Origin of the sequence: Nostoc sp., assembly GCF_036917465.1 — a bacterium.
GTDB lineage: Bacteria > Cyanobacteriota > Cyanobacteriia > Cyanobacteriales > Nostocaceae > Nostoc.
The window spans coordinates 1-26,940 of sequence record NZ_JBALDL010000018.1 but is presented as its reverse complement, the minus strand read 5'-3'; the positions used below and the strand labels follow the sequence as shown (position 1 = coordinate 26,940).

The 26,940-nt window shown below is 41.5% G+C and carries 19 protein-coding genes and 2 pseudogenes; 8 read left to right on the top strand and 13 right to left on the bottom strand.

The window, feature by feature from the left end; translation table 11 throughout:
* Window positions 1-104: 104 nt before the first annotated feature.
* Both V7K38_RS03750 and V7K38_RS03745 read left to right on the top strand, forming a co-directional pair.
* The gene (locus tag V7K38_RS03750; RefSeq protein ID WP_334855560.1) at window positions 105-527 is read left to right on the top strand and encodes a PAS domain-containing protein; all 423 of its coding nucleotides are present in this window, start codon (window positions 105-107) and stop codon (window positions 525-527) included.
* Window positions 528-1,316: 789 nt separating this feature from the next.
* Window positions 1,317-3,005 carry a fasciclin domain-containing protein gene (locus V7K38_RS03745; RefSeq protein WP_334855559.1) on the top strand — a complete coding sequence of 563 codons (1,689 nt, stop codon included), beginning with the start codon at window positions 1,317-1,319 and terminating at the stop codon, window positions 3,003-3,005.
* A gap of 247 nt (window positions 3,006-3,252) precedes the next feature.
* On the opposite strand, the gene V7K38_RS03740 is transcribed toward V7K38_RS03745, so the two are convergent.
* The 4 genes from V7K38_RS03740 to V7K38_RS03725 all read right to left on the bottom strand — a co-directional run bounded on the left by V7K38_RS03740 (window position 3,253) and on the right by V7K38_RS03725 (window position 7,246).
* Window positions 3,253-3,918 (bottom strand): class I SAM-dependent methyltransferase, encoded by a 666-nt coding sequence (locus V7K38_RS03740; protein WP_334855558.1) that lies wholly within the window; start codon window positions 3,916-3,918, stop codon window positions 3,253-3,255.
* A gap of 661 nt (window positions 3,919-4,579) precedes the next feature.
* A complete protein-coding gene (locus V7K38_RS03735) occupies window positions 4,580-5,512 on the bottom strand; it encodes an alpha/beta fold hydrolase (RefSeq protein WP_334855557.1) in 933 nt (310 codons plus the stop codon).
* 240 nt (window positions 5,513-5,752) lie between these two features.
* Window positions 5,753-6,259, bottom strand: coding sequence for a DUF4112 domain-containing protein (locus V7K38_RS03730; RefSeq protein ID WP_334855556.1), 507 nt, complete (start codon window positions 6,257-6,259; stop codon window positions 5,753-5,755).
* Window positions 6,260-6,346: 87 nt separating this feature from the next.
* Window positions 6,347-7,246 carry a YihY/virulence factor BrkB family protein gene (locus tag V7K38_RS03725; protein WP_334855554.1) on the bottom strand — a complete coding sequence of 300 codons (900 nt, stop codon included), beginning with the start codon at window positions 7,244-7,246 and terminating at the stop codon, window positions 6,347-6,349.
* A 196-nt stretch (window positions 7,247-7,442) separates the two neighbouring features.
* Here V7K38_RS03725 and V7K38_RS03720 point away from each other — a divergent pair, with 196 nt between their 5' ends.
* Complete coding sequence (locus V7K38_RS03720) at window positions 7,443-7,907, top strand: hypothetical protein (protein WP_334855562.1); 465 nt, start codon at window positions 7,443-7,445, stop codon at window positions 7,905-7,907.
* A gap of 75 nt (window positions 7,908-7,982) precedes the next feature.
* On the opposite strand, the gene V7K38_RS03715 is transcribed toward V7K38_RS03720, so the two are convergent.
* Both V7K38_RS03715 and V7K38_RS03710 read right to left on the bottom strand, forming a co-directional pair.
* Window positions 7,983-10,442, bottom strand: a complete 2,460-nt coding sequence (locus tag V7K38_RS03715; RefSeq protein WP_334855553.1) for a GGDEF domain-containing response regulator — start codon at window positions 10,440-10,442, stop codon at window positions 7,983-7,985.
* Between the two features lie 134 nt (window positions 10,443-10,576).
* Complete coding sequence (locus tag V7K38_RS03710) at window positions 10,577-10,936, bottom strand: sensor histidine kinase (protein ID WP_334855552.1); 360 nt, start codon at window positions 10,934-10,936, stop codon at window positions 10,577-10,579.
* A 438-nt stretch (window positions 10,937-11,374) separates the two neighbouring features.
* Here V7K38_RS03710 and V7K38_RS03705 point away from each other — a divergent pair, with 438 nt between their 5' ends.
* Together V7K38_RS03705 and V7K38_RS03700 are read left to right on the top strand one after the other, a co-directional pair.
* Window positions 11,375-12,604: a tetratricopeptide repeat protein gene (locus tag V7K38_RS03705; protein ID WP_334855551.1), complete on the top strand. Its 1,230-nt coding sequence runs from the start codon at window positions 11,375-11,377 to the stop codon at window positions 12,602-12,604.
* 246 nt (window positions 12,605-12,850) lie between these two features.
* Window positions 12,851-12,988: pseudogene (locus tag V7K38_RS03700) on the top strand (Uma2 family endonuclease); the annotation flags it as partial.
* Between the two features lie 284 nt (window positions 12,989-13,272).
* On the opposite strand, the gene ebsA reads toward V7K38_RS03700, so the two are convergent.
* Entirely contained in the window at window positions 13,273-13,647 is a 375-nt protein-coding gene (gene ebsA, locus V7K38_RS03695) for a type IV pilus biogenesis protein EbsA (RefSeq protein ID WP_334855550.1), read from the bottom strand.
* Between the two features lie 635 nt (window positions 13,648-14,282).
* On the opposite strand from ebsA, the gene V7K38_RS03690 reads away from it, so the two are divergent.
* On the top strand, window positions 14,283-15,689 hold the full coding sequence (locus V7K38_RS03690) for a glycosyltransferase (protein WP_334855548.1): 1,407 nt from the start codon (window positions 14,283-14,285) through the stop codon (window positions 15,687-15,689).
* A gap of 112 nt (window positions 15,690-15,801) precedes the next feature.
* Here V7K38_RS03690 and V7K38_RS03685 read toward each other — a convergent pair whose 3' ends face one another.
* Window positions 15,802-17,844: a DNA polymerase III subunit gamma/tau gene (locus V7K38_RS03685; RefSeq protein ID WP_334855546.1), complete on the bottom strand. Its 2,043-nt coding sequence runs from the start codon at window positions 17,842-17,844 to the stop codon at window positions 15,802-15,804.
* Between the two features lie 378 nt (window positions 17,845-18,222).
* On the opposite strand from V7K38_RS03685, the gene V7K38_RS03680 reads away from it, so the two are divergent.
* Complete coding sequence (locus V7K38_RS03680) at window positions 18,223-18,909, top strand: hypothetical protein (protein WP_334855561.1); 687 nt, start codon at window positions 18,223-18,225, stop codon at window positions 18,907-18,909.
* 176 nt (window positions 18,910-19,085) lie between these two features.
* A complete protein-coding gene (locus V7K38_RS03675; RefSeq protein ID WP_334855544.1) occupies window positions 19,086-22,967 on the top strand; it encodes a CHAT domain-containing protein in 3,882 nt (1,293 codons plus the stop codon).
* A gap of 79 nt (window positions 22,968-23,046) precedes the next feature.
* On the opposite strand, the gene recR is transcribed toward V7K38_RS03675, so the two are convergent.
* The 5 genes and pseudogenes from recR to V7K38_RS03650 form a co-directional block, all read right to left on the bottom strand.
* A complete protein-coding gene (gene recR, locus V7K38_RS03670; protein ID WP_334855543.1) occupies window positions 23,047-23,604 on the bottom strand; it encodes a recombination mediator RecR in 558 nt (185 codons plus the stop codon).
* A gap of 102 nt (window positions 23,605-23,706) precedes the next feature.
* A complete protein-coding gene (locus V7K38_RS03665) occupies window positions 23,707-25,401 on the bottom strand; it encodes a KGGVGR-motif variant AAA ATPase (RefSeq protein ID WP_334855541.1) in 1,695 nt (564 codons plus the stop codon).
* Window positions 25,398-25,922, bottom strand: a complete 525-nt coding sequence (locus V7K38_RS03660) for a helix-turn-helix domain-containing protein (protein WP_334855540.1) — start codon at window positions 25,920-25,922, stop codon at window positions 25,398-25,400. The genes V7K38_RS03665 and V7K38_RS03660 overlap by 4 nt, the downstream gene beginning before the upstream one ends.
* Window positions 25,912-26,301, bottom strand: a complete 390-nt coding sequence (locus V7K38_RS03655) for a type II toxin-antitoxin system RelE/ParE family toxin (RefSeq protein ID WP_334855539.1) — start codon at window positions 26,299-26,301, stop codon at window positions 25,912-25,914. The genes V7K38_RS03660 and V7K38_RS03655 overlap by 11 nt, the downstream gene beginning before the upstream one ends.
* A gap of 450 nt (window positions 26,302-26,751) precedes the next feature.
* A pseudogene (locus tag V7K38_RS03650) lies at window positions 26,752-26,940 on the bottom strand (photosystem II q(b) protein); the annotation flags it as partial.

The following is a 26,940-nucleotide window of genomic DNA, read 5'->3' as shown; positions in this document are numbered from 1 at the left end:
TGAACGGAGTTCTGATATGGATGAATCCAGTTCAAAGGTGGATGAACGGAGTTCTGATATGGATGAATCCAGTTCAAAGGTGGATGAACGGAGTTTTGATATGGATGAATCCAGTTTTAATTGATAAAATGCCAGATGCGGAAAAGTCCCAAAACCAGCTGGCTAATGAAAAGCTGCTGCACAGGCAAGTTAGTAATAAAGCCAATTATTCGCTGCTAGCCAAAAAACAAGAGGGAATGGTGCTTCTGTTGGCTGATGGCACTATTCAAGCTTGCAATGCAGATAGCGATCGCATTTTAGGACTAACCGCAGAACAGCTTGTAGGGCAAAATCTACTCGATCCCAAGTGGAAATTTATTCATGAAGATGGCTCTCCTTTACTCAGTGAGACTCACCCTGCGATCGCTGCTAAAAAAGGTAAACCTTGCTTGAATGTAGTGTGTGGCTTTTATAAGCCAAATGGTGAGCTAGTCTGGCTATTGTTGTCTTCACAACCTCTGTTCCAAGGTGAAGAAACCATATTATGAATTACTAACCTCAATTGCAGATTTGCTACGGCAGAGATAGGCAGCCCTTCTGACTGGCTCAAAACGCACAAAGACGTTGGACTTCGATGAAATTCAAAAACCCTAGTTTATCCTTGGCTTGGGTAGATTTTCATAAAATTGTTTTTTACAAAAAAATTTTGGGGCATGATTGCCCCAAAATATTGATTGCGATCGCTAATTTGCAGTCTATTATTTGAAATTATTCCATCATCAACAACAACTATCTAAGGAGTGAAAGTTTTTCCTCAAACCCTAGCCATTAGTTAGTTGTATAATGTTACTATAAAGAATAATAATACACCATATCACTTAGAGAAATTTTATTTTTGAAATCTTGCAAAATATCATGATACATTGATATTGACTGCTTTAACCCTCATTGGCAATTATAGAGAGACGGCTATTAAAAGCCCATAACCTTATTGCTTGCATGCGATTTTAAATCTGACAAAATCGCCTACTGGCATTAATCATCTTTATTGTTGCAACATACCATATTACCACAGAAACACTGCCTATCATTATTATTGCGATTTGCGGTTTCTGCAAAATCAAATAGGAATTCTAGCAATATTATGTGGTGAAGATTTGGATTAATGTGATGAGATGTCAGAGCAGCTACTTATAATGTCCAACACTTTAATATTCCAGAGTTAACGCTTCGATATCGAGGCAAACCAAGCAATCATCTGGATATTTCTATTCACTTAACCTTGCATCCAGTATTTTCCAGTAGTCAATCTAAGTATTTCAAGAGGGGATATTTCCATGTTTAGTTTTTCTCGTTGGCCATCAGCAAGGGTTGCTTTAGTAGTTCTGGGAATGACAGCTGCGACAATAACTCCTATCGTAATTTCTGCCCCAGCTTCATCTCAAGATGCTATTCCATCTGCAACACCAACCCCAACTTCCAGAGTTAACTTATCTGATGTCTCCTCAGATTATTGGGCGAGTCCCTTCATTCAAGCCCTAGCTGACAATAGTGTGATTGCTGGCTTTCCTGATGGCAGCTTCAGACCAAATCAAGCTGTAACTCGTGCTGAATTTGCTGCACTTATTCAAAAAGCTTTCCCTAGCCAAAACCGAGTTCGGCAATTAAGCGCAGGTGGATTTAGAGACGTTCCGGCTGGCTATTGGGCGACTTCTGTAATTCAGTACGCCTACGAAACAGGATTTCTGGCAGGCTATCCTGGGAACGTGTTTAAACCAAGCGAACAAATACCTAGAGTACAGGCGATCGTTGCTTTAACAAGTGGTTTGGGTTTGACTGCTAGCAGCACTGGAAGCAGTACTGACCTTAGCACCTATTACACGGACGCTTCAAATATTCCAGGCTATGCTGTTGCAAGTGTTACTAGCGCAACACAATCTAATATTGTTGTTAATTATCCAGATGTCAAACAACTCAATCCGCAACAACCCCTAACTCGTGCAGAAGCTGCGGCACTGTTGTATCAAGCTTTGGCTAAACAGGGACGGGTACAACCAATTGCTAGCAATCTTCCAGCTAGTCAGTATATTGTAGGTGGAACTGCTGGCGGCACTCAAACCGGTACTGATATTGTTTCTCTTGCTGCATCCAGTAATTCTTTGACAACTCTGACTTCTTTATTAAAGATAGCTGGTTTAACAGATATTCTTCAACAACCAGGCCCTTATACAGTTTTCGCTCCCACGGATCAAGCGTTTGCTGCTTTGCCTGCTGCAACATTACAGCAGTTACAGCAACCAGAAAACAAACAAGCATTGATTAAGATTTTGACATACCATGTCGTTCCTGGTGCAGTAAGTTCTAGTCAACTCACAGCTGGGCAACTGAATACTGCTGAAGAAAAACCGGTAAATATTCAAATCGATCGCGCTAGCAATCAAATCTCGGTGAATAATGCCAGAGTTATCCAGGCAGACGTTAAAGCTAGCAATGGTGTTATCCATGCAATTAACCAAGTCCTTGTCCCGCCTGATGTTAACATCAGTCAGTTAAATCAACCACCAACAGGGAATACAGATGGCACAACGCCTAATGTTAAACCAGGTAGAACTACTCTTGGTGGCCCTAGCTATATAGGGGTTGGTGGTAACATTGGTTTGAGCGGTGACGATACAGCTTTGGGCAACAGTAACTTTGCAGTGTTCAGCAAAATTGGTCTGACACGCAATATCTCAGTGCGGCCATCAGTGATCTTTGGGGATGATACATTGTTTATGGTTCCCTTGACTTTAGATTTTACTCCCCGCGCAACTGCTGATGTGGGTAGACGAACCTTCGCTATAGCTCCTTATATCGGCGCTGGTGTAGCCATAGAAGCTAATGGCAATACCGATATTGGATTACTGCTAACTGGTGGTGTAGACGTTCCTCTCGGTTCCAAATTTACGTTAAATGGCGCTGTAAATGCTGCTTTTATGGATGACACTGATGTCGGGCTACAATTAGGACTTGGCTACAACTTCTAACTGAAGGTAGGGGCAATTCATGAATTGCCCCTACCTAGAAAGATGAATTGCCCCTACCTAGAAATAATGGTTTTGGCTGGTGTTTGCATAATTTATAAAGAATTAGAAATCAAACTATACTAAGGAACGTGGATTAAATAAAATGCAAAACTTTATTCTGTCTCTAACTTCCCTCTCCTTTATAAGGAGAGGGATTGAGTGTGAGGTAAGCCAGGGACATTAACTGTATGTTATTTAATTCTTATTCCTAAGATCGCTTGATAGCTAAAGTTAGTCCATCGGCGATTGGGACAAGGGAAAGTGTAACCCGTTCATCATGATGTAACTTTTCGTTAAACGCCCGAATTGATTGGGTGTTTTCATCTTGAATTTGCGGATCGGCAACTTTTCCTAACCATAAAACATTGTCAATAGCGATCAATCCACCTGGACGAACTAATTGCAGCGATCGCTCATAATATCCATCATAATTTTCTTTATCTGCATCAATAAAGGCAAAATCAAATGTCTCGGCTTCTCCATCTGCCAAAAGCGCATCTAGAGTTTCCAAACCTGGAGCCAGTCGCAGATCGATTTTATCGGCAACTCCAGCTTGCTGCCAATACCGCCGAGCGATCGCAGTAAATTCTTCACTCACATCAGCAGCAATAATCTTACCATCTTCAGGAAGTGCTAAGGCTACTGAGAGTGAACTATAACCTGTAAATACGCCAACTTCCAGGGTTTTCTTGGCTCCAATCAGCTGCACCAGTAGTCTCATAAACTGCCCTTGTTCTGGTGAAATCTGCATTCTGCTTCTGGGATGGCTAGCGGTTTCTTGGCGCAACTTCAAAAGAATCTCCGGTTCCCGCAGCGAAACGGATAAAAGGTAATTATAGAGTTGGTTATCAAGACCTAAAGACTGTTTTGGCATGATAGATGGGAGAATTAAAAGAAACTACAGCTATACTATCGCTTAAGAGTGGTTTTTTAGGAATCACCAATGTACCAATCAAGGTTAAGAATTTTCTGCTGAATACAATTGTCTAGCTTGATATTTAATTTTCACGTGATATGATGTCCCCTTGATTATTTAATTAAATCTGAAGAACCCCACCCCGCCAAAGCTATGCTTTGGCGGGGTGGGGTTCTTTTATTATGGATAATTTGGCGGACATGATATGAGTCCCATTAGGGAATTTAAAAACCTGGCAAAATGGCAACCAGGCTCCGATTACCCAAGTTAAATTGTATAAAGATAAACGACTTCAAGGGTTTTATCAGGGGCTACCACACAAGTAAATTGCTTTGGTCAAACACCATCTACTAAGTGATTTATAAAAATACTATCTCTAGCAATTATTTGCAGGGGATTTTTCTCAGCAGATAAATATTAATAATCAGGTTTGGCATTTGCTGCAACTGGAATATTAAATGCGTATAGGCGTTGTTGTTGAAGTACGCATTAGCCCCTAAATAACGGGTAACGTCTGTATAAATTCCTGTTCGCTTCAGCAGCAAATGGCAGAGTGGGAGTTTGAAAGCTGACTGATATGCTTCCTCCCACTCTTTTTTTATTGAAACAGAATTCTCTTTCAAAATTCAGTATCCCGTAAAAACTCAATAATCGCTGCATTCAACTCCTCAAAAGCACCTGTTGAGGCATCATGATAGCAGTTAGACAAAACTTTTAATTTGGAATTGGGAATATGCTGATGTAATTTTTCACCATGACTAACAGGAAACCAACTATCTTGATCGCCCCACAAAACTAGTGTAGGACATTTAATTGCACTCAGGTTATTTTGAATTTTGGTAAGCATATTTGGTTTATTTACTTGCCAATTCTCAATTTCTCGTGCTGCTATTTGTAACTCTTCAGCAACTTTGGCAATCGTACCAGGAAATTCAATAAATGGGTAAGTTATCCAATAGACATCTTCCTGGGTCAAAATTGACGGATCAAATAATACCCTACGTCTTTCTATTGCCATAATTTCTCTTAGTAGAGGTGCAAACAAATATGCCAAACGTAAAGAGTCAATTGTTTCTATTACTTCTCGCGGAATTTGGGCTAGTAACCACATACCCCAATGAGGTAGTTGTTTAGTAAAAACAGGTACGTTTACTACTACAAGCTGTCTGATTAACTGCGGATTTTCTTGAGCTAGGGCAAGGGCAACTAGTCCCCCTAGAGATTCAGCCACAATTATTACGGGTTCATCACACAATGCTTGAATAATTCTTTGAAACTCAATAATTTGATGACCGTTATGTTCTTTGCGAAACAATGTTTTTTCAGAAAAACCAAAACCTTTGGCATCAAAACAAATTACCCGAAAATGTTTAGATAATGCTCCTATGCTATGTCGCCAATTATAGCTCCAACTACCCATGCCATGTAATAAAATTAGTGGTTTACCTCTACCTTTTTCGCCATAGGAAATTTGTACAGGATACCCTTGAATATCACTAATAATTAGATTTTGCCGTCCTTTAGGGAAGGTAGCCTGCCACCAATCTTTCATTAATTTATCATAAATAATTTAACTATAGCAGTCTGTTATGATTTTGGAATTTATTTGCTTAGGCAAGCAGGCAATAGGAAGGAGTCAAATATGACTTCTATAGTTTTGCTAGTTGATGTCAATAGCAGCTAACAAGGTACTCAGCAAATACTTCAGTTTAATCCCAGCAATTTATGTATCATGCTCTAAATTTCAATTACGAATTACGTTAGCGTAGCCCATTACGAATTACGAATTAATTTAACCCCCACTTAAAGCATTCCACAGCATTCTAATTAGTATCACGGGTAATGCTACTAAAATAATGGAAATTATCAACAATCCAAACAAAAGGGCAATGATAAACCATCTGTCTGCACTCTTTTGTTCGCTGGGAAACTTTAAGTATTCTTCCAAGAGCTTGATATTATTAGTGTTAGCTTTCCAGGCAAAATCAAAAAAGTCTCCCAGAACTGGAACAGCACCTACTAAGCCATCAAGGATCACATTTACAACCATTTTGCCTAAAGTGGCTCTAGATACACCCAGCCGCGCTGCTTCTAAGATAATGTAGCTAGAAAACATAACACCCAAAAAATCACCACCAATAGGTATAAGTCCTAAAATTGGATCTAGACCAAAACCAATCTTTGTACCAGGAATGGTAATAATATTATCTAGGAGCCGACTTAACTGACGCAGGCGCTTCAAGGTGGGTGCTTTGGCATCAGGTTCAATCATAGAAAACCGAGGGTTAGAATCTGGCATGAAGGCGATCGCTAACTTTGTATTGAATCGTTAGACATTCTACTCCCCTACTGAGCTTTTGCAAAACTTTTCTCAGGGATTTACAAATTAATATTTTTCGTTAGATTCTGACTGCGCTTTTGGGCGCATATCTTTGCCGACTGTTACATTCAACTGATCGCCAATTAAGAGTACAGCAGCGCTCATCGACAACCAGAGCATCAAAACTATCACAGCCCCTACAGCACCATATACTTTATTATAATTGCCAAAATTAGCCACATAAAGCCGAAATAGGGCAGACAATATTGCCCAGAAAACAGCTGCTAAAATTGCTCCAGGCATCATTGGTGTGCCTGAGTTCCACGCACTTGGCCCATAGCGATAGACAAAGCCAAAGGCGATGGCAACAATACTTAAAGCTAAAGGCCAGCGTAACAGCTGCCAAAGATGCAATAAGAAGCTCAAAGAACCATTTTCGCGTACTACCATTCCTAACAGCCAGTCGCTAGTAAACACTAAGAAAGAAGCCAGCACTAAAAGCAACATAGTACCGACTGTTAATCCCAAAGAGACAAGCTTGGCTTTCCAAAAGGGGCGGATCTTTTCTGAAGGAATTTGATGGATTTGGTCGAGGGCTGTCATCGCGGTACTCACCGCCCCAGAAGCAGTCCAAATTGCTAATACAAAGCTCAGAGAAAATAAGCTACTGTTTCTAGAATTGGTAATTTCTGTGGTAGCAAAATCACGAATCAGAACCAGGGCTTGTTCAGGTAAGACTTGACTAAGTTGTGCCGCTAACTGTTTAAAGGTATCTTGTAAAGATTCTGCCAATAAACCAATAGCTGTGAGGACAGCAAGAATCGCTGGAAACAGCGATAACATGGCATTGAAGGCGATTTCCGAAGCTAGTCCCAAAAGTCGTCTTTCGATTGTCCTGGCAAAAGTTTTTTTGAGCGTGCGCCAATTGAGGTGGCGAAAGAAGCGGAAAAAACGAGGGTTTGGCATAATTTAGAGGTAAAACTGGTTAGGCTTCTTAACTACTGTGCCAAATTTGGCGTAGCGATCGCATTTATCTTTTTACCGCAATAATACCGAGTGGGGAGATGAGGGAGCAGGGGGAGAAGAACCATTTATGATTATTTCCCAATTCCCAATTCCCAATTCCCAATCTCCAATCCCCAATCCCCAATCCCCAATAACTATGAATCAAGATTTTACACAACAGTGGTTGACAGAAATCCAGGAACTTAGAGAGCAGATGGCGACACTTCAGAGCGATCGCAATACGGCTTGGGAAAGTACGCAAAAATGGCGACAGCTTTACAACACAGAAGCAGAACAACGCCGCACAGATGCCCAATTGTCCCAACAGGCGATCGCATCTCTGAAGGCAGATTTGCATAAACTGCGAGGTTTTGAGGTTGAAACACTGGCTGCTGAGACATCAGTAACAACGATCCAAAAAGAGATAGAACAGCTAAAATCTGTGGAGGAGTTGCAAGCTAAACTTATTGCTGTAATCAAAGAACGCGATCGCCTTTTGCAAGCTTTGAAAACTGAACAAGATAACCACGCCCAAACCCGCAATAGCCTTACTACTGCCTTGGGTGATGCGATCGACAGATTAACACAGGAACGAGCCGCAGCAGAAAAAGAGAGTAAATGACCTTTTTTAAATTAAAAATTCTTTTCCCCTGCCCCCTGCCCCCTTTCCTCGTCGATGAAGCTATTGTTCTCTCGACTAAATGCCAGATGCAATTAATGTCTCTATCGACTTGCTATCCAGGGGTTGGGAGAAAAAATATCCCTGTGCGTATTTGCATCTCATGGTTCTAAGTTGTGCTAGTTGCTCTACTGTTTCTACGCCCTCTGCTATTACATCTATATTTAAATTCTGAGCTAGGGTAACGATCGCCTGAACAATCTCCAAGTTTTCTCCATTAACACCAATTTTAGTAATAAAAGAACGATCGATCTTTAAGGCATTACTTGGAAAGCGGTGCAGGTAACTCAAAGATGAATAGCCTATGCCAAAATCATCTAAATGTAATTGGATATTCATCTGTTGCAGCTGCAAAAGCATCAAAGTTGCTGATTGAATATTTTCCATCAATACGCTTTCGGTAATCTCCAGCTTTAAACTGCTGGCTTCCAAGCCAGTCTCTTGCATAATTTGGTTAATTTTCTCAATCAGATTGGGTTGTAAAAACTGTTTAGTGGAAAGATTTACACTAATTGTTAAAGGTGGATCGGTTGGAAATTGGATTTGCCAAGCCCGCATCTGCCGACAAGCCTCACCCAGTACCCAATAACCAATAGGAATAATTAGCCCAGTTTCTTCTGCTAGTGGAATAAAGTTATTTGGAGGAACTAATCCGTTTTGTGGATGTTGCCAGCGAACGAGAGCCTCGAAACCAATAATCTTGCAAGTTTCTAACAAAACAATTGGCTGGTAGTAAACCTGAAACTCCTGGCGTTCAACAGCCCGCCGTAGATCCATCTCTAACTCTAATAGCTTCGTTACTTGGGTGTACATGGTTGAGTCAAACATCTCATGGCGTGCTTTACCTAATGCTTTGGCACGATACATTGCAATGTCAGCATCACGCAGCAGTTCCTCTGGATGGTTGTAACTACCCTTGCTCAGGGTGATACCAATGCTGACGGTAGTAAATACCTCATATCCGCTGAGTTTGAATGCAGATGTCAGAGCTTTGTGTATCCTCTCCACTACGCCCGTTACGTCATTAATGGTGTTGATATCATCAAGCAAAATTGTAAATTCATCTCCCCCTATACGGGCAACTGTGTCTCCAGCACGCAGACACTTCTCTAATCTACGAGCAAGGGCAGTTAAGAGTTGATTGCCAATCATGTGGCCGAGACTGTCGTTGACAATTTTGAAGCGATCTAGGTCTAGAAAGAGAACAGCAAATGTATAGTTCGCACGTCGTTTTGCCAGTATCAACGCCCGTTCTAGCCGTTCTATAAATAAGGCACGGTTTGGCAAGCTAGTTAGTATATCGTGAAAAGCATCATGAATTAATTGTGCCTCCGCCAGTTTGAGAGCGGTAATGTTACGAGAAATACTTAAGACAAAGTATACTGAACCGTCGCTAGCTAATTCAGGGACAAGACGGGTATGGTAATGTGTTGTTTGAGAAGCGATCGCTAAACTGCATTCAAACTCGGTTTCTTGTTTAGTTTGAAAAACTTGCTGAACCTTATGATCATATATCGCGCAAAATTCTTCTGGTAAATTTAACTCTGCGTTTGTTTTGCCGATAAATGTTTCGGCTGATATCCCTGTAACCTTTTCAATAGCCGGATTAACGTAAACGTATTGTAATTGAGGGTTAAATCTGGAAATAATATCAGGTGCATTTTCAACTAATGCTTTGAATTCTTGCTCACGACGCGCTAATGCGTCTAATATCTGCTTACGCTCAGTGATATCTTGAAAAACGCAAACTGCACCTGTAATGTTACCGTTGTCATCTTTAATCGCTGCAATACTATCATCAATTGGAATTTGTGTACCGTTTTTAGCAATAAGTATCGTCTGCTCTGGTATACCGGCAGTAACGCCAGACTGAAAAACTTGTCTGATTGGACTTTCAATGATTTTTCGCGTTTCTTCATGAGCAATATTGAATATTTCAGTTGTTTCTTTACCAAAGGCATCTGAATAATTCCAACCCGTCAACTCTTCTGCAATCGGATTCATAAAATTCACAGTTCCAGATGCGTCACTAGTAATTACAGCATCTCCAATACTTTTAAGTACAGTAGTCAGCCATTGTTCATTATGCTTTAATTTTTTTTCCGTCTGATGCTTAGAAAGGGTAATTTCAATAGTGAACTTTAACTCTTTTTCTTTGAAGGGTTTGAGAATATAGCCAAATGGCTCTGTTCCCTTAGCTCTATTCAGTGTTGATTCATCTCCATTAGCAGTAAGATAGATTATTGGAATATTAAAAATATTATGAATTATTTGAGCAGCCTCCACCCCGTCCATCTCTCCTTTGAGGTGAATATCCATTAAAATTAAATCTAAAGAATCGGTTGCTGCTTTTTTAATTGCTTCTTCTCCAGAATCGACAAGTCCCAGAACAGTATATCCAAATTTTCTAAGCCGATTTTGTATATCCATCGCCACGATGAATTCATCTTCAACAACTAATATATTTATTGGGTTCATGACTTTGGTAAGTTATAAGGTTAGAAGTTTTTATTCGGAAATATAATTTTAGACTTCACTCCGTTATAACTGATAAAATCTATTTTGCCTTGTAACTGATGTGTTAGACCTTTAACTAACCGCAGTCCTAATGATTATGTAGCTTGAAAGTCAAAGTCTTGGGAAAAACCGACACCATTATCACTGATAGTAAGTGTAAATAAATTTGCTTCTAGAGAGCAAAAGCCAATAGAAATTTCTCCCGGTTCTCTTGAGGGAAAAGCATATTTTAGGGAATTTGAAATAAGTTCATTGATAATCAAGCCATAAGGAATAGCTGTATCAATAGCTAGAAAAACCTCCTCAACGTTCATTTTCAAGGTAATGGCGCTGGAATTAACGTTGTATGAATAAAATAAATTAGTTACTAAATCTTGAATATAGTCAGCAAAATCAATTCTTGCCAAGTCTTGAGATTGATATAGTTTCTCGTGGATGTAAAGCCATTGATTCAATCCGGTTCTGGCTATCTTTGAATACCTCAAGGGCTTGATTGTCCTTGAGATGCTCTGCTTGCAGATTGAGCTTATATTAGCTTGATATTAAATTGACTGATTAAATACGTAGACTATTTAACAATTCAAAATTCAAACATTTTAGACAGTTTCAGACGTTGTTTGAAAAGTAATTTGTTGTGATTTTGGACACTTGTTGATCCCCCCTAACCCCCCTTAAAAAGGGGGGAACTGGAATCAAAGTCCCCCAATTTATCGGGGGATTTAGGGGGATCTAGAACGTTTTGATACTCACAAGAGGACTTTTCAAACATCCTCTCAGACGTTCGCGTAGCGTTTCGCAGAAGTGACGCTTCGGAATTTCTGGAATAAGGTAAAAATAATATGGCATGGGGATAATTAACTCATGCAACTAACTCAAGGTAAGGTAAAGTACCCATGCTGAGGCGCTTAATTGTGATTGTGACTGCCGCTATACTCTTTAGCAATTCCTTGACATTGGCACAGACTAAAAAACCCAAACCACCGGATCAATTTCCTCCTAGTCCCCTAGAAATTACCACACCCGATCCACTGCTGCCACGTTCGCCCAAGGATAAACAGCCGTTAACTGTTCAAGAACAGCAAAAGTTACAGCCAGCACTAGATACCTTAAATCAAGAAGCAGCAGCGAAACTGCAAGGAGGGGATCAGGTGACGGCGTTTGAAATTTGGAACCGGGAACTTCGCTTGCGGCGCTTTTTCGGGCCATTCGCAGAGGTGCAAGCGCTATCACGAGTCGGGGCGATCGCCTGGAAGCAAAACAATGGAGAAGAAGTACAATATATTTTGCAGCGATTGCAAGCCATTCAAAAACAGGCAAAATCTCAGAAAAAAACTGCCCAAGTCGATCTAGAATTGTGGCGATCGCTAGCCCAAGCTTACCAAGATGTGCGATCGATTAAACTAGCTGTAGAAGCTTACGACCAAGTTTTGTTAGTGGTGCGAGAGCAAAAAGATCCGCTAGCACTAGTAGAAATACTTGAGACAATGGGCGAACTACATTTAACTTGGTTTGATTATACCAAAGCTGCCCCAGTCTACGAGGAATTATTGGGTTTAGCGACTTCCCAAGGTGAGCATATAAAGGAGTTAACATATCTGCAACGGCTGGCTTACATTTATGAGCAGACAGAGCAACCGCAGCAGTCATTGAATGTACTTAATAGACTAGTAAAAATTTATGTTAGTGAAAATAATCTTACTAAAATCCCAGAATTAAAGCTAGCGATCGCTTCAAATTACGAATCTTTAGCAAAGAAAGATCCTAACTTACTCCTAGAAGCTTTTAATAATTATCAAGAAGCTTATACCACTGCTTGGCAATTACTAGAATACGTTCGTGCTGGTGAAGCTTTGCAGAAGTTAATTGCACTGTACCGTTCTCAAGGACAAATAGACGAAGCTTTACAGACTAGCCAAATTCTTGTACAGACACAGACGCAAGCCGCCAACTTGTACGGGGTGATGCAAGCTTACGACCAAATTGGGCAATTACATCTAGAACGCAAAGATTTTCCTCAAGCATTAACAGCTTTTAAAAAAGGATTGAAAATAGCACAACAACTTAAATATGAAGAAGCATACTTTACTGGGCAAATTGAAAAAGTCTCGAAAGCAAAATTGTAGAAAATATTAACACTATTCAATCCCCAAATTTTGGATTTTAAATTTTTGATTTTGGATTGAAATATTCAAAATCAAAAAATGCCTAAGAGGAATTTTGAACCAATAAATTTATTCTGCCTCTTATTGATACAATATAAATATAATTTTAGTTTTTATTATGACCCACAAAGACTCATGACACAGAGCAACTAAATTTATCGGGGTTATTATTTTGAATTTTGAATTTTGAATTCGGAGCGAAGCGACGTGACTTCCCTATCAACATTAACTTTACCCGATCACAGCGACTTACCAGATTCAGATGGTACATTTGTGAAAAATCTTCAGGAGCATTCACAAAGTATCTTAATTACAGATTCAATTAAACCAATTTTAGAGGATGTTTTAAAAGTGGCTGGCTGTAATTTTAGGCACTTGCTGATCCCCCCAACCCCCCTTAAGAAGGGGGGCAAAGTCTCTGAAAGTCCCCCTTTTTAAGGGGAGCCACTTGCTTCACTTGGGGGGAACCGGAATCAAAATCTCCCTTTTTAAAGGAGATTTAGAGGGATCTAAAACTTTTGATACCGAAAAGAGAACTTTTCAAACATCCTCTAAAATACTTACTACGAACTTGCTTACCTATCAATTTTAAATACAAGCCGAACTTGTAAAAGTCCGGCTGAGTTTAATCAATCGTCTATACGCAATAACTTGCGGTAAAACGGTTGTGAAAAATCGGTCAGGCGATGACGTTTATAGTTGTCCATAACTTCAATTAAAAAATTAATAAACTCGAAACTAGCCATCATCAGTTCGTAACTCAGGTCTGCGTTACCATCAAACTGAATTCGGCAACGGGTTAAGTCTGAGGGTAAAGTAGCAACATTCCAGGAGGCGACGAAGGGTATATGTTCACTAGCTTCTATCTTCCGGTGTCCTTCCAAGACCCCTTTTTGATAAAGACTGATGGCATAGGGTAAGAAATTGCGCTTAGTACCTTGGACGTAAGGTAAGTAAACACTGGCTTGTTGCTGAGTAGCAGGCTGGAGTTGCTCAATAGACATTGTTAAATATTCCTCAAGTTAGTTGGCAACTAAGGATATTAGTGGATGTTAGTAGTGTTCCCAAAAGATGTGCCTAAAGCACACAGTAGAACGAGGGAGTAGGGAGCAGGGAGAAAATTCCTCTTCTCTGCACCCTTCCCCCAGCCCCTCCGCCTCTTTTACTCAATGCCGCATAAATGAAGTTACTGCTAAGAAATATTAAAATTTCGGTTACAATAAGGCTGCATTAACTTTGATCGAAGCTGGGCGCAATAACATAACATGAAAAATCCCCACTATAAAGTTGTGGATGTTATTATTGCTGTTTCTCCCAACAAAAAGCTGCTCCTACCTTGGTATCACTTTGCATAAACCGGAGTTCTCATTGAAGAAAGTTCTACTCTACAAGCTTCCTGCCCAAGTGGTTATCAAAGGAATCAAGCCTCTGTCTAAGAGTTGGAAACGTGGTTAATGCTAAGTAATTATCCAGAGTGGCGGTGACAACAAAGGTAGTCCCGTCGGCTTTTTGCTTAGGGATAGCGGGTATTGCAGTTTGCCCATTCCGATTAATATCGGGAAAAGTAGCTTAGGGATATTTGTCCGTAAAATTACTAACTGTAGACAAATACTGGTTTTTGAATCAAGCAACCTAACCTATGCCAGCGAATTCCTGGCCCGAAGAAGATTCTTATCAAGAGCTTGATCCGCTCAACTCCTTGTTGTCTGACCTATCAGTAGATGAGGAGTCAGTGTTAGAGACAGATCCTATGTCTTTACCATCCCGGTTTCAAGGTCGTAGACGTAAGGCAGCTTTAGTCTTGACCGTTGTCTGGAGTGGCACGATCGCTCTACATTTAGTTTCTTGGGCTTCTATATTTATTCTAGGACTGACCACCATTCTAGGATTTCATGCCTTGGTGGTAGTGTTTACTAAATCCCGTCGCCATCCAAAAGAAATACAGGGAGATTTGCCCTTTGTATCTGTGTTAGTGGCTGCGAAAAATGAGGAAGCGGTAATTGCAAAATTAGTCAAAAATCTTTGTAATCTGGAATATCCAGGTGGGCAATATGAAGTATGGATTATTGACGATCACAGCAGCGATCGCACGCCACATTTATTAGCAGAATTAGAGCAGAAACACGACCAACTGAAAGTACTCAGGCGTTCAGCAGAAGCTAGTGGCGGCAAGTCAGGGGCATTGAATCAGGTGTTGCCACTGACAAAGGGTGAAATTATAGCAGTATTTGATGCTGATGCCCAAGTTGCACCAGATATGCTGCAACAAGTAATACCTTTATTTCAAAGAGAAAAAGTGGGGGCGGTGCAGGTGCGAAAAGCGATTGCCAACGCTAAAGAAAACTTTTGGACTAAGGGGCAAATGGCCGAAATGGCTCTTGATACCTGGTTTCAGCAACAGCGCACTGCCCTTGGTGGTATTGGCGAACTGCGGGGCAATGGTCAATTTGTCCGGCGTTCAGCCTTGGAAAGCTGCGGTGGCTGGAATGAGGAAACCATTACCGATGATTTGGATTTGACAATCCGCTTACATTTGGATAAATGGGATATTGAGTGTGTTTTCCATCCAGCAGTGCAAGAAGAAGGTGTGACAAATGCGATCGCACTTTGGCATCAGCGCAACCGATGGGCAGAAGGCGGTTATCAACGCTATCTGGATTATTGGGATTTAATTCTCAAAAACCGCATGGGATGGCGCAAAAGCTGGGATTTGCTGATTTTTATGCTGATTATGTATATCTTACCCACAGCAACAGTCCCAGATTTATTAATGGCGATCGCGCGTCATCGTCCACCAATGTTAAGTCCCATTACAGGTTTGTCCGTTACCATGTCGATGGTAGGAATGTATACAGGTCTAAGGCGCATCCGTCAAGATCCGAAATTCTCACTTTCTACATATTTGCTGATGCTAGTGCAAACTATGCGTGGCAGTTTATATATGTTGCACTGGCTACTCGTAATGAGCAGTGCTACTGCCCGAATGTCGGTAAGGCCAAAGCGCCTAAAATGGGTGAAAACCTTACATACTGGGAATGGGGAATAGGTAATGGGGCATGGGGCATGGGAAATAGGGAGATGATCGAGTAGAGGGGTAGAAGGACAGAGGAGAACTTTCTCAGGTCTTTCCCAAATGCCCAATGCCCAATGCCCAATTTTTAATCATCCACTTCTGATTCTTCTACCCATTCAGGTGTAGTTATGGAATCGGAAAATTCTGGGAAATCATCTGCAAAGCGGATAACTTGTCCGTTAAAGAATTCTGCTAGACGTTGGGCGGCGATCGCTACTTCATCAACTTCCCAATCAGGTGCAGGTGTTCGCTGTGGTGCTGGAGGCAAAGTTTGCGCCCCATTTCCATTTGCCCCATTTCCATTTGCCCCATTTCCATTTCTTGCTACCGGCTCGGTTTTTAGTGGTGCTGGTGGTGGCGTTGCTGGCTGTGGTACTGGCGCTGGAGGCGAAATTTGCTGGTTGTAACTTGGAGTAGCTGGTTGCTGGACGCGACTAGATTCTTTTGGCGGAGGAGCTTTCTTAGCGGAGGTAGCAGTTAGAGAGCTTATTTGTTCCAAGTTTACCTGAACTTCACACCCAAAAGTCTTTTGGAAAGCTGCCTTCATCATCGGGAGATCGGATTTAAGTGTTTCATACCACTTAGCTCCTTTGACAGCAATACGCGCTACAGTACCGTTAAACTCTATTAGCTGGCACATTTGCCCGAGTAAAGCTTGTCGGGAAGGCATCGGAAAATTAGCACGCACCTGTTGCCAAACCTGAGTTAAATCATATTGTGCTTCTCCAACAACTTCTGAAGTTACTGGTTCAACGTTCGCAGGCGACACAGGTACAGCTACAGGTTCTGGGGTTGGTGGTGAAACTGAGTTAACAGCAGAATTATGATTTGTTTGCGGTTCAACTACTGGAGATGAAGCAACGGGCTGATTTTGAGCAGGCGCTACATGATGGTTTGGAGAATTATGAATTGTTTGTGGTTCAGCTATCGGTAAAGAAGAGACTGCATGATTTTGGGGAACTGCTAGAGGATAGCTAGGAGAAACAGCCGGTGAGTTAACTCGCGGCGCGACACTTGGTGCTTGTAGCTGAATATTCGTCGCACTGGGTAACAATCCTAGTAATGTTACCTCTAACCACAAACGTGGCTGGGTGCTGTTTTTAATTTGCACTTCCGATGTTCGCAGGTGTTGCTGTCCCGCTAAAATCACGCTCATATCGAAGTATTGGGCAAACTCAACCAGCGCCGTCCAGGTTTGCTGAGTACAAGCAACCAAATCGTGGCGGTTGGGTGCAGTTTTGGCAATGAGTAAATCGCGGTAGAAGGCGGCAAGATTTTGGAGGAGAGTTAGGGGTTCTCGACCACGATCTAGAATGTAGTGAGTACAGTCTAGAACCGCTTCGGGTTTATTTTGAGCGATCGCATTTAAAAGCCCCAATAAGTCCTGTTCGCTTACCGTCCCCACCAAATCCCAAACTCTATCTGGTGTCACTTCACCAGCTAATAAACCCAATTGATCGAGTAAACTTTCGGCATCCCGCAACCCGCCTTGAGAAAGTTGGGCTATAAGGGTTACAGCTTCAGGTGAAATATGAATGCTTTCATAAGATGCGATCGCACTTAAATGCTTAACCATCGCCTCTAATTGAATGCGTCTAAAATCAAACCTTTGACAGCGCGAAATAATTGTTGGTAAAACCCGTTGTGGATCTGTTGTCGCCAATACAAAAACTACGTGCCTCGGTGGTTCTTCTAGGGTCTTAAGTAGCGCGTTGAATGCCTGGGTACTGAGCATGTGGCATTCATCAATGACATAAACCTTGTAACGACACTGCACAGGAGCAAACTGGGCTTTTTCAATCAACTCGCGGATATTATCGACACCAGTATTACTAGCAGCATCGATTTCAATTACATCTAAGGCATAACCCTTGGTGATTCCCTGACAAACATCACACACGCCGCAGGGTTCAGCAGTGGGGCGATCACTTTTGAGACAATTGAGAGATTTAGCCAAAATCCGGGCGCTAGAAGTTTTCCCCGTACCTCTTGGCCCAGTAAATAAATAGGCGGGGGCTATTTTGGATGTGCCGATCGCGTTCGTGAGGGTGGTAGCGATCGCCTCTTGTCCCACCAGTTCAGCAAAACTTTTGGGGCGATATTTGTGGTGCAGGGGTTCGTAAGACATGGAAAAATAGACTTCAATGCCTTTCAACGTGAATTAGTAGCACCGAGTCGAGTTTAGGATTCAATTATTTTAAACTCTCGTACCTGCTTTGTTTATCGATATTGCCATAGCGCTTACATTCAACTAGTGCCGTCAATTTTGGCACTCAGGAAAGCAAGCCACCAGATCATATTCTTGACTATGATTCCAACATCAACGTATCGGAATTATAGCATAGCATTTAGTACATTTGTTCTATTTAAGATTGGGGGGTAGGGGAAAATAACTCTTGACAAATGACAAATGACTAATGACTATACGTTTTATTGACTGAACTAACGCTATAGTCCAGTGCGATCGCTACAATTTTAGGATAAACAAAATTCGATGGTGCAGCAGATGCTCAAGCGGCTATTTCAATGGCTCAGAAAGCTTTTTCAGAGCTTGTTCGGTGGAAAACAGAATGTCTCAAAATCTAGAGGGAATATCCCAAAAGAACCAGCACCACCCCTAAGCGATACCGATCTGGAATTTCTCTTCACCGAGCTATTGCAAGGAGTACATCAAGCACGAGGGGAAGCCTGGGCGCAAAAGTGGCTGCATAATATTGAACATCGGATTACAACTGAAGACTGGGTTAAGTGGTTAGGGCGCTTTGGCGAAAAATTGCTAGCATCACCTACACCCAATAATGAAATAGCTGCGCGGTTAGTACAACTAGGTGAGTTGAACATCGGAGAAGTCGGAGATGTTGCCTATAGTATCGGGATGCAGCTGTTGACACGCAATCAAGGCGAACCAATTTGGGAATATGAAGAAACAGATGCTGTTAGCACGATTTTACCCTCTGAGCCAATTATCCCCATATCAGAATCAGTAGATACGCCAGAGAACCCCCCAGAGGGAGAATACCAGACTGTCACCCTAGAAGAGTTGTTTGTGATGTTGCAGGACGATGAAAACTTACGCCAGCAGATTGCTCAACAGCTTGCCGTTGAAACAGATGATCCACAACTGCTTGTCCAGGCATTGATCGATCAATTATATCCTGCCGGTCAATCGACTACAGAGCAAACAGAAAATTAGTCGAATCGGGGAATTGTATTGTAACGTTGTAATACTGTACTCTTGAATGTTTGTATATTTTTTGCTAACCTGCGACGGAAGCGCCGTCACAATCTAATGGATTTTTACGTAATTGATGATTTTTTTAACACAACGATGGCTACAATCTAGAAAAACAAAATCCAATAGTGTGGCAGATGCTCAGGCGGATATCGCAGTCGCTTAAAAGGTTTTTAAAGCGCCTCATTGAAAGTAAGCAGGGTAGTTCTCTCAAGGGTGCGAGAGGGCGTAATCTGGTGGGTGTACTACCAGAACTAACCAATGCCGATCTAGAACAATTGTTTATCCAATTGTTGGAAGGCGTGCATCAAGCACGAGGACGACAGTGGGCATTGAGGTATCTGCAACGGGTCGAAAATCGGATTCCGGCTGAACGCTGGATAGATTGGTTGGTGATGTTTGGCGAAAGCTTGCTAGCTTCACCTACACCGAATTCTCTTTTAGCAGCCCAGATGGTGCAATTGGGGGAACTTGGTGTTGGCAGAATTGGAGATGTTGCTTATGACATTGGCATCCGAATGATGCAAAACTCACCTACGCAGATAGAGTATGAGGAGAATTATCCAGAAGAGGGCTTAGAAATCACTCCTGAAGAATATGGGGCAGAAATTACTGCTGGGGAAGAACTGCTCCTCAATTTAGGTGAGCAGTTATGGGAATATGATGAGGCAGATGTCATAGAAACCACTCCTGGGGAAGAACTGCTGCGCAATTTAGGCGAACAGTTATGGGAGGATGATGAGCCAGATGTTGGAGAAATCATAACCGATGAAGAAATTATCCCAATTTCGCCTGGGCAAGAGCTAATTCGTAGCTTAGGTGAGCAGTTATGGGAATATGACGCGCCAGATGTTGAGCCAATCGCATCAGCACCGGAAAATACCTCTTTTGAGGAAAGATTCACCGAGATTTCAGAGGAATTGGTATTGGAGTATGAAAGGGAAGAAGCCCAAACCACAATACCCGAAAATCTTCCTCTCCCCGCAAAGGAAGATTCAATTACCTTGTTAACCCAACTAAGGTTTGATGATGAAGAAGTTATTCAAAGTACAACAGGAGCAAATCTCCTTTCTACTAGACAAAGAACTGAATTAACAACTTCTCCCTCAGTGGAAACCTGGGATAACGCTTTGACAAATTTAGAGCCAAATGTGGCTAATACATTAGATGAGTTGTGGGTGAGATTGGATCAGAGTACCAATTTAGTCCAGCAACTTGCTTCTAACTTGGCAGTTCAAAGCACTAATTCTCCTGGGACTATTGAGCGACATAGCGATAATCCGATTACCCACGCTCAAGGGTGGTTTTACCAAGGTCTTCAGCAAGCGAAAACAGGTGATTTATTAGGTGCGATCGCATCTTACGATCAAGCTATTGAACTTGAACCAGAATTTTCCGAATATTGGTTTAATCGAGGTTTAACACTATTCCATTTAGAACGTTTTGAAGAAGCGATCGCATCTTACGAAACCGCTATAGAACTGAAACCCGACTTCTACAAAGCTTGGTACAACCGAGGCGGAACTCTCGGAGAATTAGGATATTTTGAAGAAGCGATCGCATCTTTTGACAAAGCCATAGAAGTCAAGCCAGACTATCAAGAAGCGTGGTCTAGCAAGGGTTTGGCACTACTGAAATTAGGTTGGCTACCCGAAGCAATCGCCAGTTATGACCAAGCCCTGCATTTGGAACCAGAAGACCAGGAAAACTGGTATCACCGAGGCATAGCCCTAGCTGTCGGCGAACAATTTGCAGAAGCGATTATATCCTACGATAAAGCCCTAGAAATTGACCCAGAGTATCACGAAGTTTGGATAGATCGGGGTGTGGTGCTGTTTAATTTAGGAAGGTGGTCAGAAGCGATCGCATCCTGGGATAAAGCACTATCAGTTCAAGCCGACTTCTACTTAGCTTGGTACAACCGAGGTATAGCGTTAGACAACTTAGGTCGTCGCCAAGAAGCGATCGCCTCCTATCGCCAAGCGATCGCCATTAAACCCGACTTCCATCTAGCTTGGTATAATCAGGCAGTAGCACTGTTTTATTTAGAACAATTTGCTGAAGCGATCGCCTGTTATGACAGCGCTTTGGAAATTAAACAAGATTATTGGGAAGCTTGGATTGGTAGGGGAACTGCGATCGGTCATTTAGTAGATACTGACGCATTGCGGAATTTGTCGAGTAGTATTACAGCGATAAATCCCGACTTACAACAGGTTGGCTACGAAGGAAAATTAGCCAGCTATGAAGAAGGGTTAAAGCATCTGCGGACAGATACCCATCCAGAAGGTTGGGGGAGATTGCATTTGGCGATCGCTAATACTTACTACGAACAAGGCAAAAAACATAGCAATCCCCGCGATTATTGGCGCAAAGCAGCGTCTGAATACCATCAAGCGCTGTTAACTCTGACACTAGAATATTTTCCCCAGTTCCACTTAGAGGTTTTACAATCTCTCAGCAAAGTCCTAATGGGTTTGGGACAAACAACACAAGTTCAAGAATTGCTGCAACGCGGTACAGATTTATTGCGACAATTGCTGAGTGAAGAAACTCGCTCAGATGAAAGTAAAAAACAGCTAGCTTTGAAATTTGCCGGCTTCGATCAATTGGCAGTTGATTTAGCAGTAGAATCTGGTGATTTAGTAGAAGCTTGGGAAATTGCCGAACAAGGCAAAAATGCTTGTTTAAACAGGCTGCTTTCTGGATGGAATGATAATATTTACTCGCCCCATTATAGTGCAATTCAACAACTATTCAATCCCACAACAGCAATTATTTACTGGCATATTAGTCCAGTAGCCTTACATACTTTCATTCTCAAAGACCAAGCGCCATCACCGATTCTCCTATTTACACCCATGCAAGATGTCGGCGGAATACCTTTAGGAGAAGACGCTATCCGTCTCAATGAATTACCGCTACCCGAAGCAGTACAACGCCTAATTGAATTTGAAATCTGGCTAGAAGATTGGCATCAACAATACCAAGAATATCGCACCACAGCCCAAGACAAAGAAAGTAAAAGCCAACATTCTTGGCGAGTTGATATGGAAGAGAAGTTGATGCAGTTGTATAGCATCCTGAATATTTCCACAATTACCCAGGAACTCGAAGGCATCACCCAACTGGTTTTAATTCCTCACCGCGACTTGTATAGATTGCCCATTCATACCCTTTTCCATCTCTCTTCTCAATCTCAGGAAGAGTTACCGAATGTGGAGTCAAATTTCACCGCCATCTATCTACCTAGTGCGCAAAGAGGTTTATCAATCAGAACTGAAGATATTTGGCAGTGGCAAAATCAGTTATTGCTGAGTGTTGAACATCCTGAAAGTGCAGATTATCCTCCACTAAAATTTGCCAAACTGGAGTCTGAAGTTGTTAGTCAGATGTTCAATAATATCGAACGAATTCAGGGAGTAGAAGCTACAAAAGATATTGTTGAAAATGCCTTGTTTTATAGATATAACATCTTTAATTTTACAGGTCATGTAACTAATAATTTGGCTGAACCCAAAAAATCAGAATTAGCATTAGCAGGTGAAGATAAACTTACTCTAGATGAAATTTGCCAACAAAATCTATCAAGTTACAACCTGATTACTCTCTCTGACTGTGAAAATTTAAGTCTTAGCAACTACACTATCAGCAGCGAATATGTGAGTTTAGCTAGTGGTTTTGTGAATCAAGGCGTTCCTCATGTAGTGAGTACTCTTTGGATTGTAGAATCTTCAGCTAGTGCCTTGGTAATGATAGAGTTTTACCGAAGATTACAGCCTGATAAATCAGCAGTTACTGCCTTAGCCGAAGCAACACGGTGGCTGAAAGAACTCACTGCTGGAGAACTGACAAAATGGTATCAAGATATCTTGAATAATCTGCATCCTGAAGAATTACGAATTCAAACTTATTTAGCCACACAACTATATAGAAATAGTAAAATGGCATCAGATAAAAATCTTTATAATCATCCTTACTACTGGGCAGCATTTACAATTACAGGTAAACCGAATTAATCCTTAGAGGTAGGGGCAATTCATGAATTGCTCCTACCTCAAAATCTTTACTTTTAGTTTATAAACCTTTGAATTAAGTCTAATCTAACTCCCTGCGTCCTTCTAATGCTCGTGCCAGTGTTATTTCATCAGCATATTCTAAATCACCACCTACAGGTAAACCAAAGGCAATCCGCGTCACCTTGGTAAATGGTTTCAGTAGCTGACCGATATATAGTGTTGTTGTCTCTCCTTCTACACTTGGACTAATTGCTAGAATTACTTCTTGGGGTTTTTGCTGACTTACTCGCCGTTGTAAAGCCAGTATAGTTAACTGTTCTGGCCCAATTCCATCAATTGGAGAAATCACCCCACCCAAAACGTGATATTTGCCTTTATATTCGCGGGTTTTTTCGAGCGCAATCACATCGCGGGGATCTGCTACAACACAGATAGTTTTGTTGTCCCGATTGGCATTCCGGCAGATTTCACAAACAGGTTCAGCAGATAAATGAAAGCAAACAGAACACAAACCGATCTGTTTTTTTGCCTCAATTAAAGCTTGTGCTAAAGCCTCTACTTCTGCTTCTGGACGCTTCAAAATATGCAAAGCCAGTCGTTGGGCAGATTTAGGGCCAACTCCCGGCAGCCGTTGCAATTGCTCAATTAACCGTGCTAAAGGGCGTGCGTAAACCGTTGTCTTATCTCCAGTGTCTTATTACCATAACTATGATGACATTTTTACAGCATTTTGGATTGGTTATTTAATATTATGACCTGATGAATACTTATAGGACGACTTTTGTAATTCACGTGCTAGTTCAGACAATCCGCAGTCTTTTAAGTTTTGGTAAAAACTCTCGTCCTTTGATATACGGAGTTTTGCAAGTGAACGTATTGCATCTTCTAGCTCTTTGACACGATTTAAGTGGTGAGCCAAACTAGCTGCTTGCTCTATAACGGTAGGATTGTAGTCTCGCCGTATAAACTGTTTAGCTGACTCAAACGCACCTTCCAAATCTCCATTATCTTTCAAAGTTTCTATTGCTAAAAAGATGAGCGAACCTCCTAGCTGCTTCGGAGGAATATCTGGAATTAATCTCGCTGCAATCTCAGTTTGACCTAGCTTCAAAGCTGTTCTAGCTGCAATCAATTTTGCTTGGATTTGGATATCATCATCAAGTTCTTGATCATCACACAAAGGAAAAACAACATCAAAACTTTTAGAATATTCTTCTAAATCTTCCAATATATCTGCGTAGCGTACAGATTGTTCTGAGTTAAGTTCTTCCCTTTGCCATAGGGTATCGATGACACGCACAGCTTTTTTCTTATCTTGTTTATCAAGCTTCCGCTCAGATAAATAGCTTTCCGCAAGAATTTGTTGTGCTTCTTGGTCAGTTGGTAATAGCTCAAGGAGTTCCCAACCAAAAGACCTTAATTTTTCTGTGTTCTCCCTTAACCGGAAGAACCGCATAGCAGTACGATATACATCTGGATGCGGATAGAGTGCAACTAGCTCTAAAATATCCTCTTCTGACTTTTCGAGTGAAGATGAAAAGAGCAAACGACTACCTATTTGCTCAATCTCAGCCCGAATATTTTCACTAGAAAGTTCTAAATTCAATCCATAAAATAATCGCACATAATTGCTTACTAGTTCCTTATTACTGTCAGGATCAGCAATTGCCAAGAACTCTTCTAGTTCTAGATTCTCACAGGAAAACAAAAAGAACAGTTTAGTCTCATCTATGTCAAAAATTTGGCAACATCTTTGCTTAAAGCCGTCTAAATCTTTAGGTTTTGGTACGCGTGAGACAACAACTTTAACATCGATTGACTTTCCAAGCGCTTTGGCTACTGCACTTTGCTGAATTAGCTGCTTAATATGCTTGCTTACTTTGATACTTTCTGAACTCAAAGGAGACAGCATGACAACTTCATCAGGTAGCTGCTGTGTACAAATACCTGCTATTTCGGTAATGCCTGTGCGGGAGTCTATAATCACAAAATCTGCCTGTAATTCTTTTTCAATCCGGGCAAGAAACTGTTGAAAAAACGCAACCCCATCACGTTTTTTAGAGAATAATAAATTCCAGTTAAGCTCAGTCAGCTTTCTGTAATACTCATCGGAGAGATATTGCCCTGCTGGAATGAGCCACAAGGGTGAAGTTTTTTTTGAAGGAATTGGTATCAGAAGGCTTATTTGCTTAATGCTTCCTGGATCAGTATTTTGTTGTTGATAATCTAGGATGTAATCAAGAAGTCCTTTTTGATCAGCTGGTAATTCAAATCCAGAAAACTGGGCAAATTTTGCGTCTAAACCTGGTGCTTCCAGATCAAAATCTACTAAAACAGTTTTTCGACCCAGTTTAGCTAGATAAAGTGCAAAATTTGCTGCGGCCAGTGTTCTACCAACACCACCTTTATACGAATAAAAAGTAATTGTTTTCATGCCACACTATCCCTCCCCCAAGAACCTCCTTGTCGATGCCGAACATACTGTGCCTCAGAATATGTCTCTCTCTCTTTCGGTGAGATTAAGTTAAAATCTGCGGTTGGCACTTCGTTCACAGGCTCTGTGTCGTCAGCATCTTCAAATATTGCCTTGATGGCTGCCTCTACTTCTATCTTATCCACAGTCAGATTTGCTGCAATTATTTCAACCCGCTGCTTTTCTATAATAATCGCTGCCTCAAAATCTGCGCCTAAAGCGTTTAAGTAGGCAAGTACGGAGTCAAACGTGTGATCATTATTGATGTCTTCCAACTTGGATACCCAACTTTGTCCCACACCAAACCGTTCACCCATTTCCTTTTGGGTAAGTCCAAGCCGCTTACGTACATTTCGCATTGCCTGAGTTAAAGCAAGCCGAAAAATCTCCTGACGTTCGACCAGACGATTCTCAGGTGTATCCTGGATAATTTTGTTTAAGGAAACTAAAGCATCGCCGCCTAGATGGGGATTATTGCTCATCTGTTTTATCCTCCTTCGCTACTACCAAATCTCGCCGATTAGCTGCAATCTTAATTTCATTTGGTGGAGTTTTACGCCCCTTTTTTTTAAAAGCGTGCAGCAAAATTAGACGCTTAGGTGTTAATGCACAGAGAAAGATACGGATATTGTTAGGAGTGTTATCCAAACGTAATTCATAAAGATTATTTTCTGTTTCTATTTTGTCTAAAATATCTGAACGCTCGACCAGTAAGGCTAATCCTTTGTTTTTTAGATAGTAGAGGCGCAGTTGAAACTGCTTCAATTCGCCCTTGGTGAGCGAAGGATCATTGAAGAACTCCTCAACTGGTTGAGTCCCGTCTACCTGCTGGTAGTAAATAATCTGCCATTCTTCACTCACCACAGGCTCCTCGCACCCTGAACTAATATGCCATCTTTGGAATATTAGTTGATATTACAATATTATTAACCTAAAAATTCGGTTGGACTGATGACCAGTGAGTTCAGTCGTTATACAGCTAGGTTATGAGTGGTGTAGTTTTGAGCCTATCGGGTTAGCGAGGTGAGCTGTGAGGTGCGTAGACCTAGCCCGCCGCAGGCATCGCCTCTTTGAGACACTGTAAAATTAAGTCAGACTTACAGAGATGATGTGAGCATGAAAACGCCAGCCAAATGCTCGTAGATGAATATCATCGCATGATTGAAGCGGGGATTCTGCGCGATCGCTATGTGAAGTTGCTAGCGGGTGAAATTTTGTAAATGGGTTGAACTTTCAATTCTTATACATCCATACAAAAAGCGCCCTCCCAAATTGGGAGGGCGCTTTTTATTTACTTTTAGTCCTTGAGAATTAACCGTTGATAGCAGGAGCAGAAAGAGCAACAGGAGCCGCTTGTGCAGATGCCAAATCAAGAGGGAAGTTGTGAGCATTACGCTCGTGCATCACTTCCATACCCAGGTTAGCGCGGTTGATTACATCCGCCCAAGTTGCAATTACACGACCTTCAGAGTCAATGATTGATTGGTTGAAGTTGAAACC

Coding starts and splice junctions, on each gene's coding strand:
- V7K38_RS03750 (WP_334855560.1), top strand. CDS start 105: ATGAATCCAGTTTTAATTGATAAAATGCCAGATGCGGAAAAGTCCCAA.
- V7K38_RS03745 (WP_334855559.1), top strand. CDS start 1,317: ATGTTTAGTTTTTCTCGTTGGCCATCAGCAAGGGTTGCTTTAGTAGTT.
- V7K38_RS03740 (WP_334855558.1), bottom strand. CDS start 3,918: ATGCCAAAACAGTCTTTAGGTCTTGATAACCAACTCTATAATTACCTT.
- V7K38_RS03735 (WP_334855557.1), bottom strand. CDS start 5,512: ATGAAAGATTGGTGGCAGGCTACCTTCCCTAAAGGACGGCAAAATCTA.
- V7K38_RS03730 (WP_334855556.1), bottom strand. CDS start 6,259: ATGCCAGATTCTAACCCTCGGTTTTCTATGATTGAACCTGATGCCAAA.
- V7K38_RS03725 (WP_334855554.1), bottom strand. CDS start 7,246: ATGCCAAACCCTCGTTTTTTCCGCTTCTTTCGCCACCTCAATTGGCGC.
- V7K38_RS03720 (WP_334855562.1), top strand. CDS start 7,443: ATGAATCAAGATTTTACACAACAGTGGTTGACAGAAATCCAGGAACTT.
- V7K38_RS03715 (WP_334855553.1), bottom strand. CDS start 10,442: ATGAACCCAATAAATATATTAGTTGTTGAAGATGAATTCATCGTGGCG.
- V7K38_RS03705 (WP_334855551.1), top strand. CDS start 11,375: ATGCTGAGGCGCTTAATTGTGATTGTGACTGCCGCTATACTCTTTAGC.
- ebsA (WP_334855550.1), bottom strand. CDS start 13,647: ATGTCTATTGAGCAACTCCAGCCTGCTACTCAGCAACAAGCCAGTGTT.
- V7K38_RS03690 (WP_334855548.1), top strand. CDS start 14,283: ATGCCAGCGAATTCCTGGCCCGAAGAAGATTCTTATCAAGAGCTTGAT.
- V7K38_RS03685 (WP_334855546.1), bottom strand. CDS start 17,844: ATGTCTTACGAACCCCTGCACCACAAATATCGCCCCAAAAGTTTTGCT.
- V7K38_RS03680 (WP_334855561.1), top strand. CDS start 18,223: ATGCTCAAGCGGCTATTTCAATGGCTCAGAAAGCTTTTTCAGAGCTTG.
- V7K38_RS03675 (WP_334855544.1), top strand. CDS start 19,086: ATGCTCAGGCGGATATCGCAGTCGCTTAAAAGGTTTTTAAAGCGCCTC.
- V7K38_RS03665 (WP_334855541.1), bottom strand. CDS start 25,401: ATGAAAACAATTACTTTTTATTCGTATAAAGGTGGTGTTGGTAGAACA.
- V7K38_RS03660 (WP_334855540.1), bottom strand. CDS start 25,922: ATGAGCAATAATCCCCATCTAGGCGGCGATGCTTTAGTTTCCTTAAAC.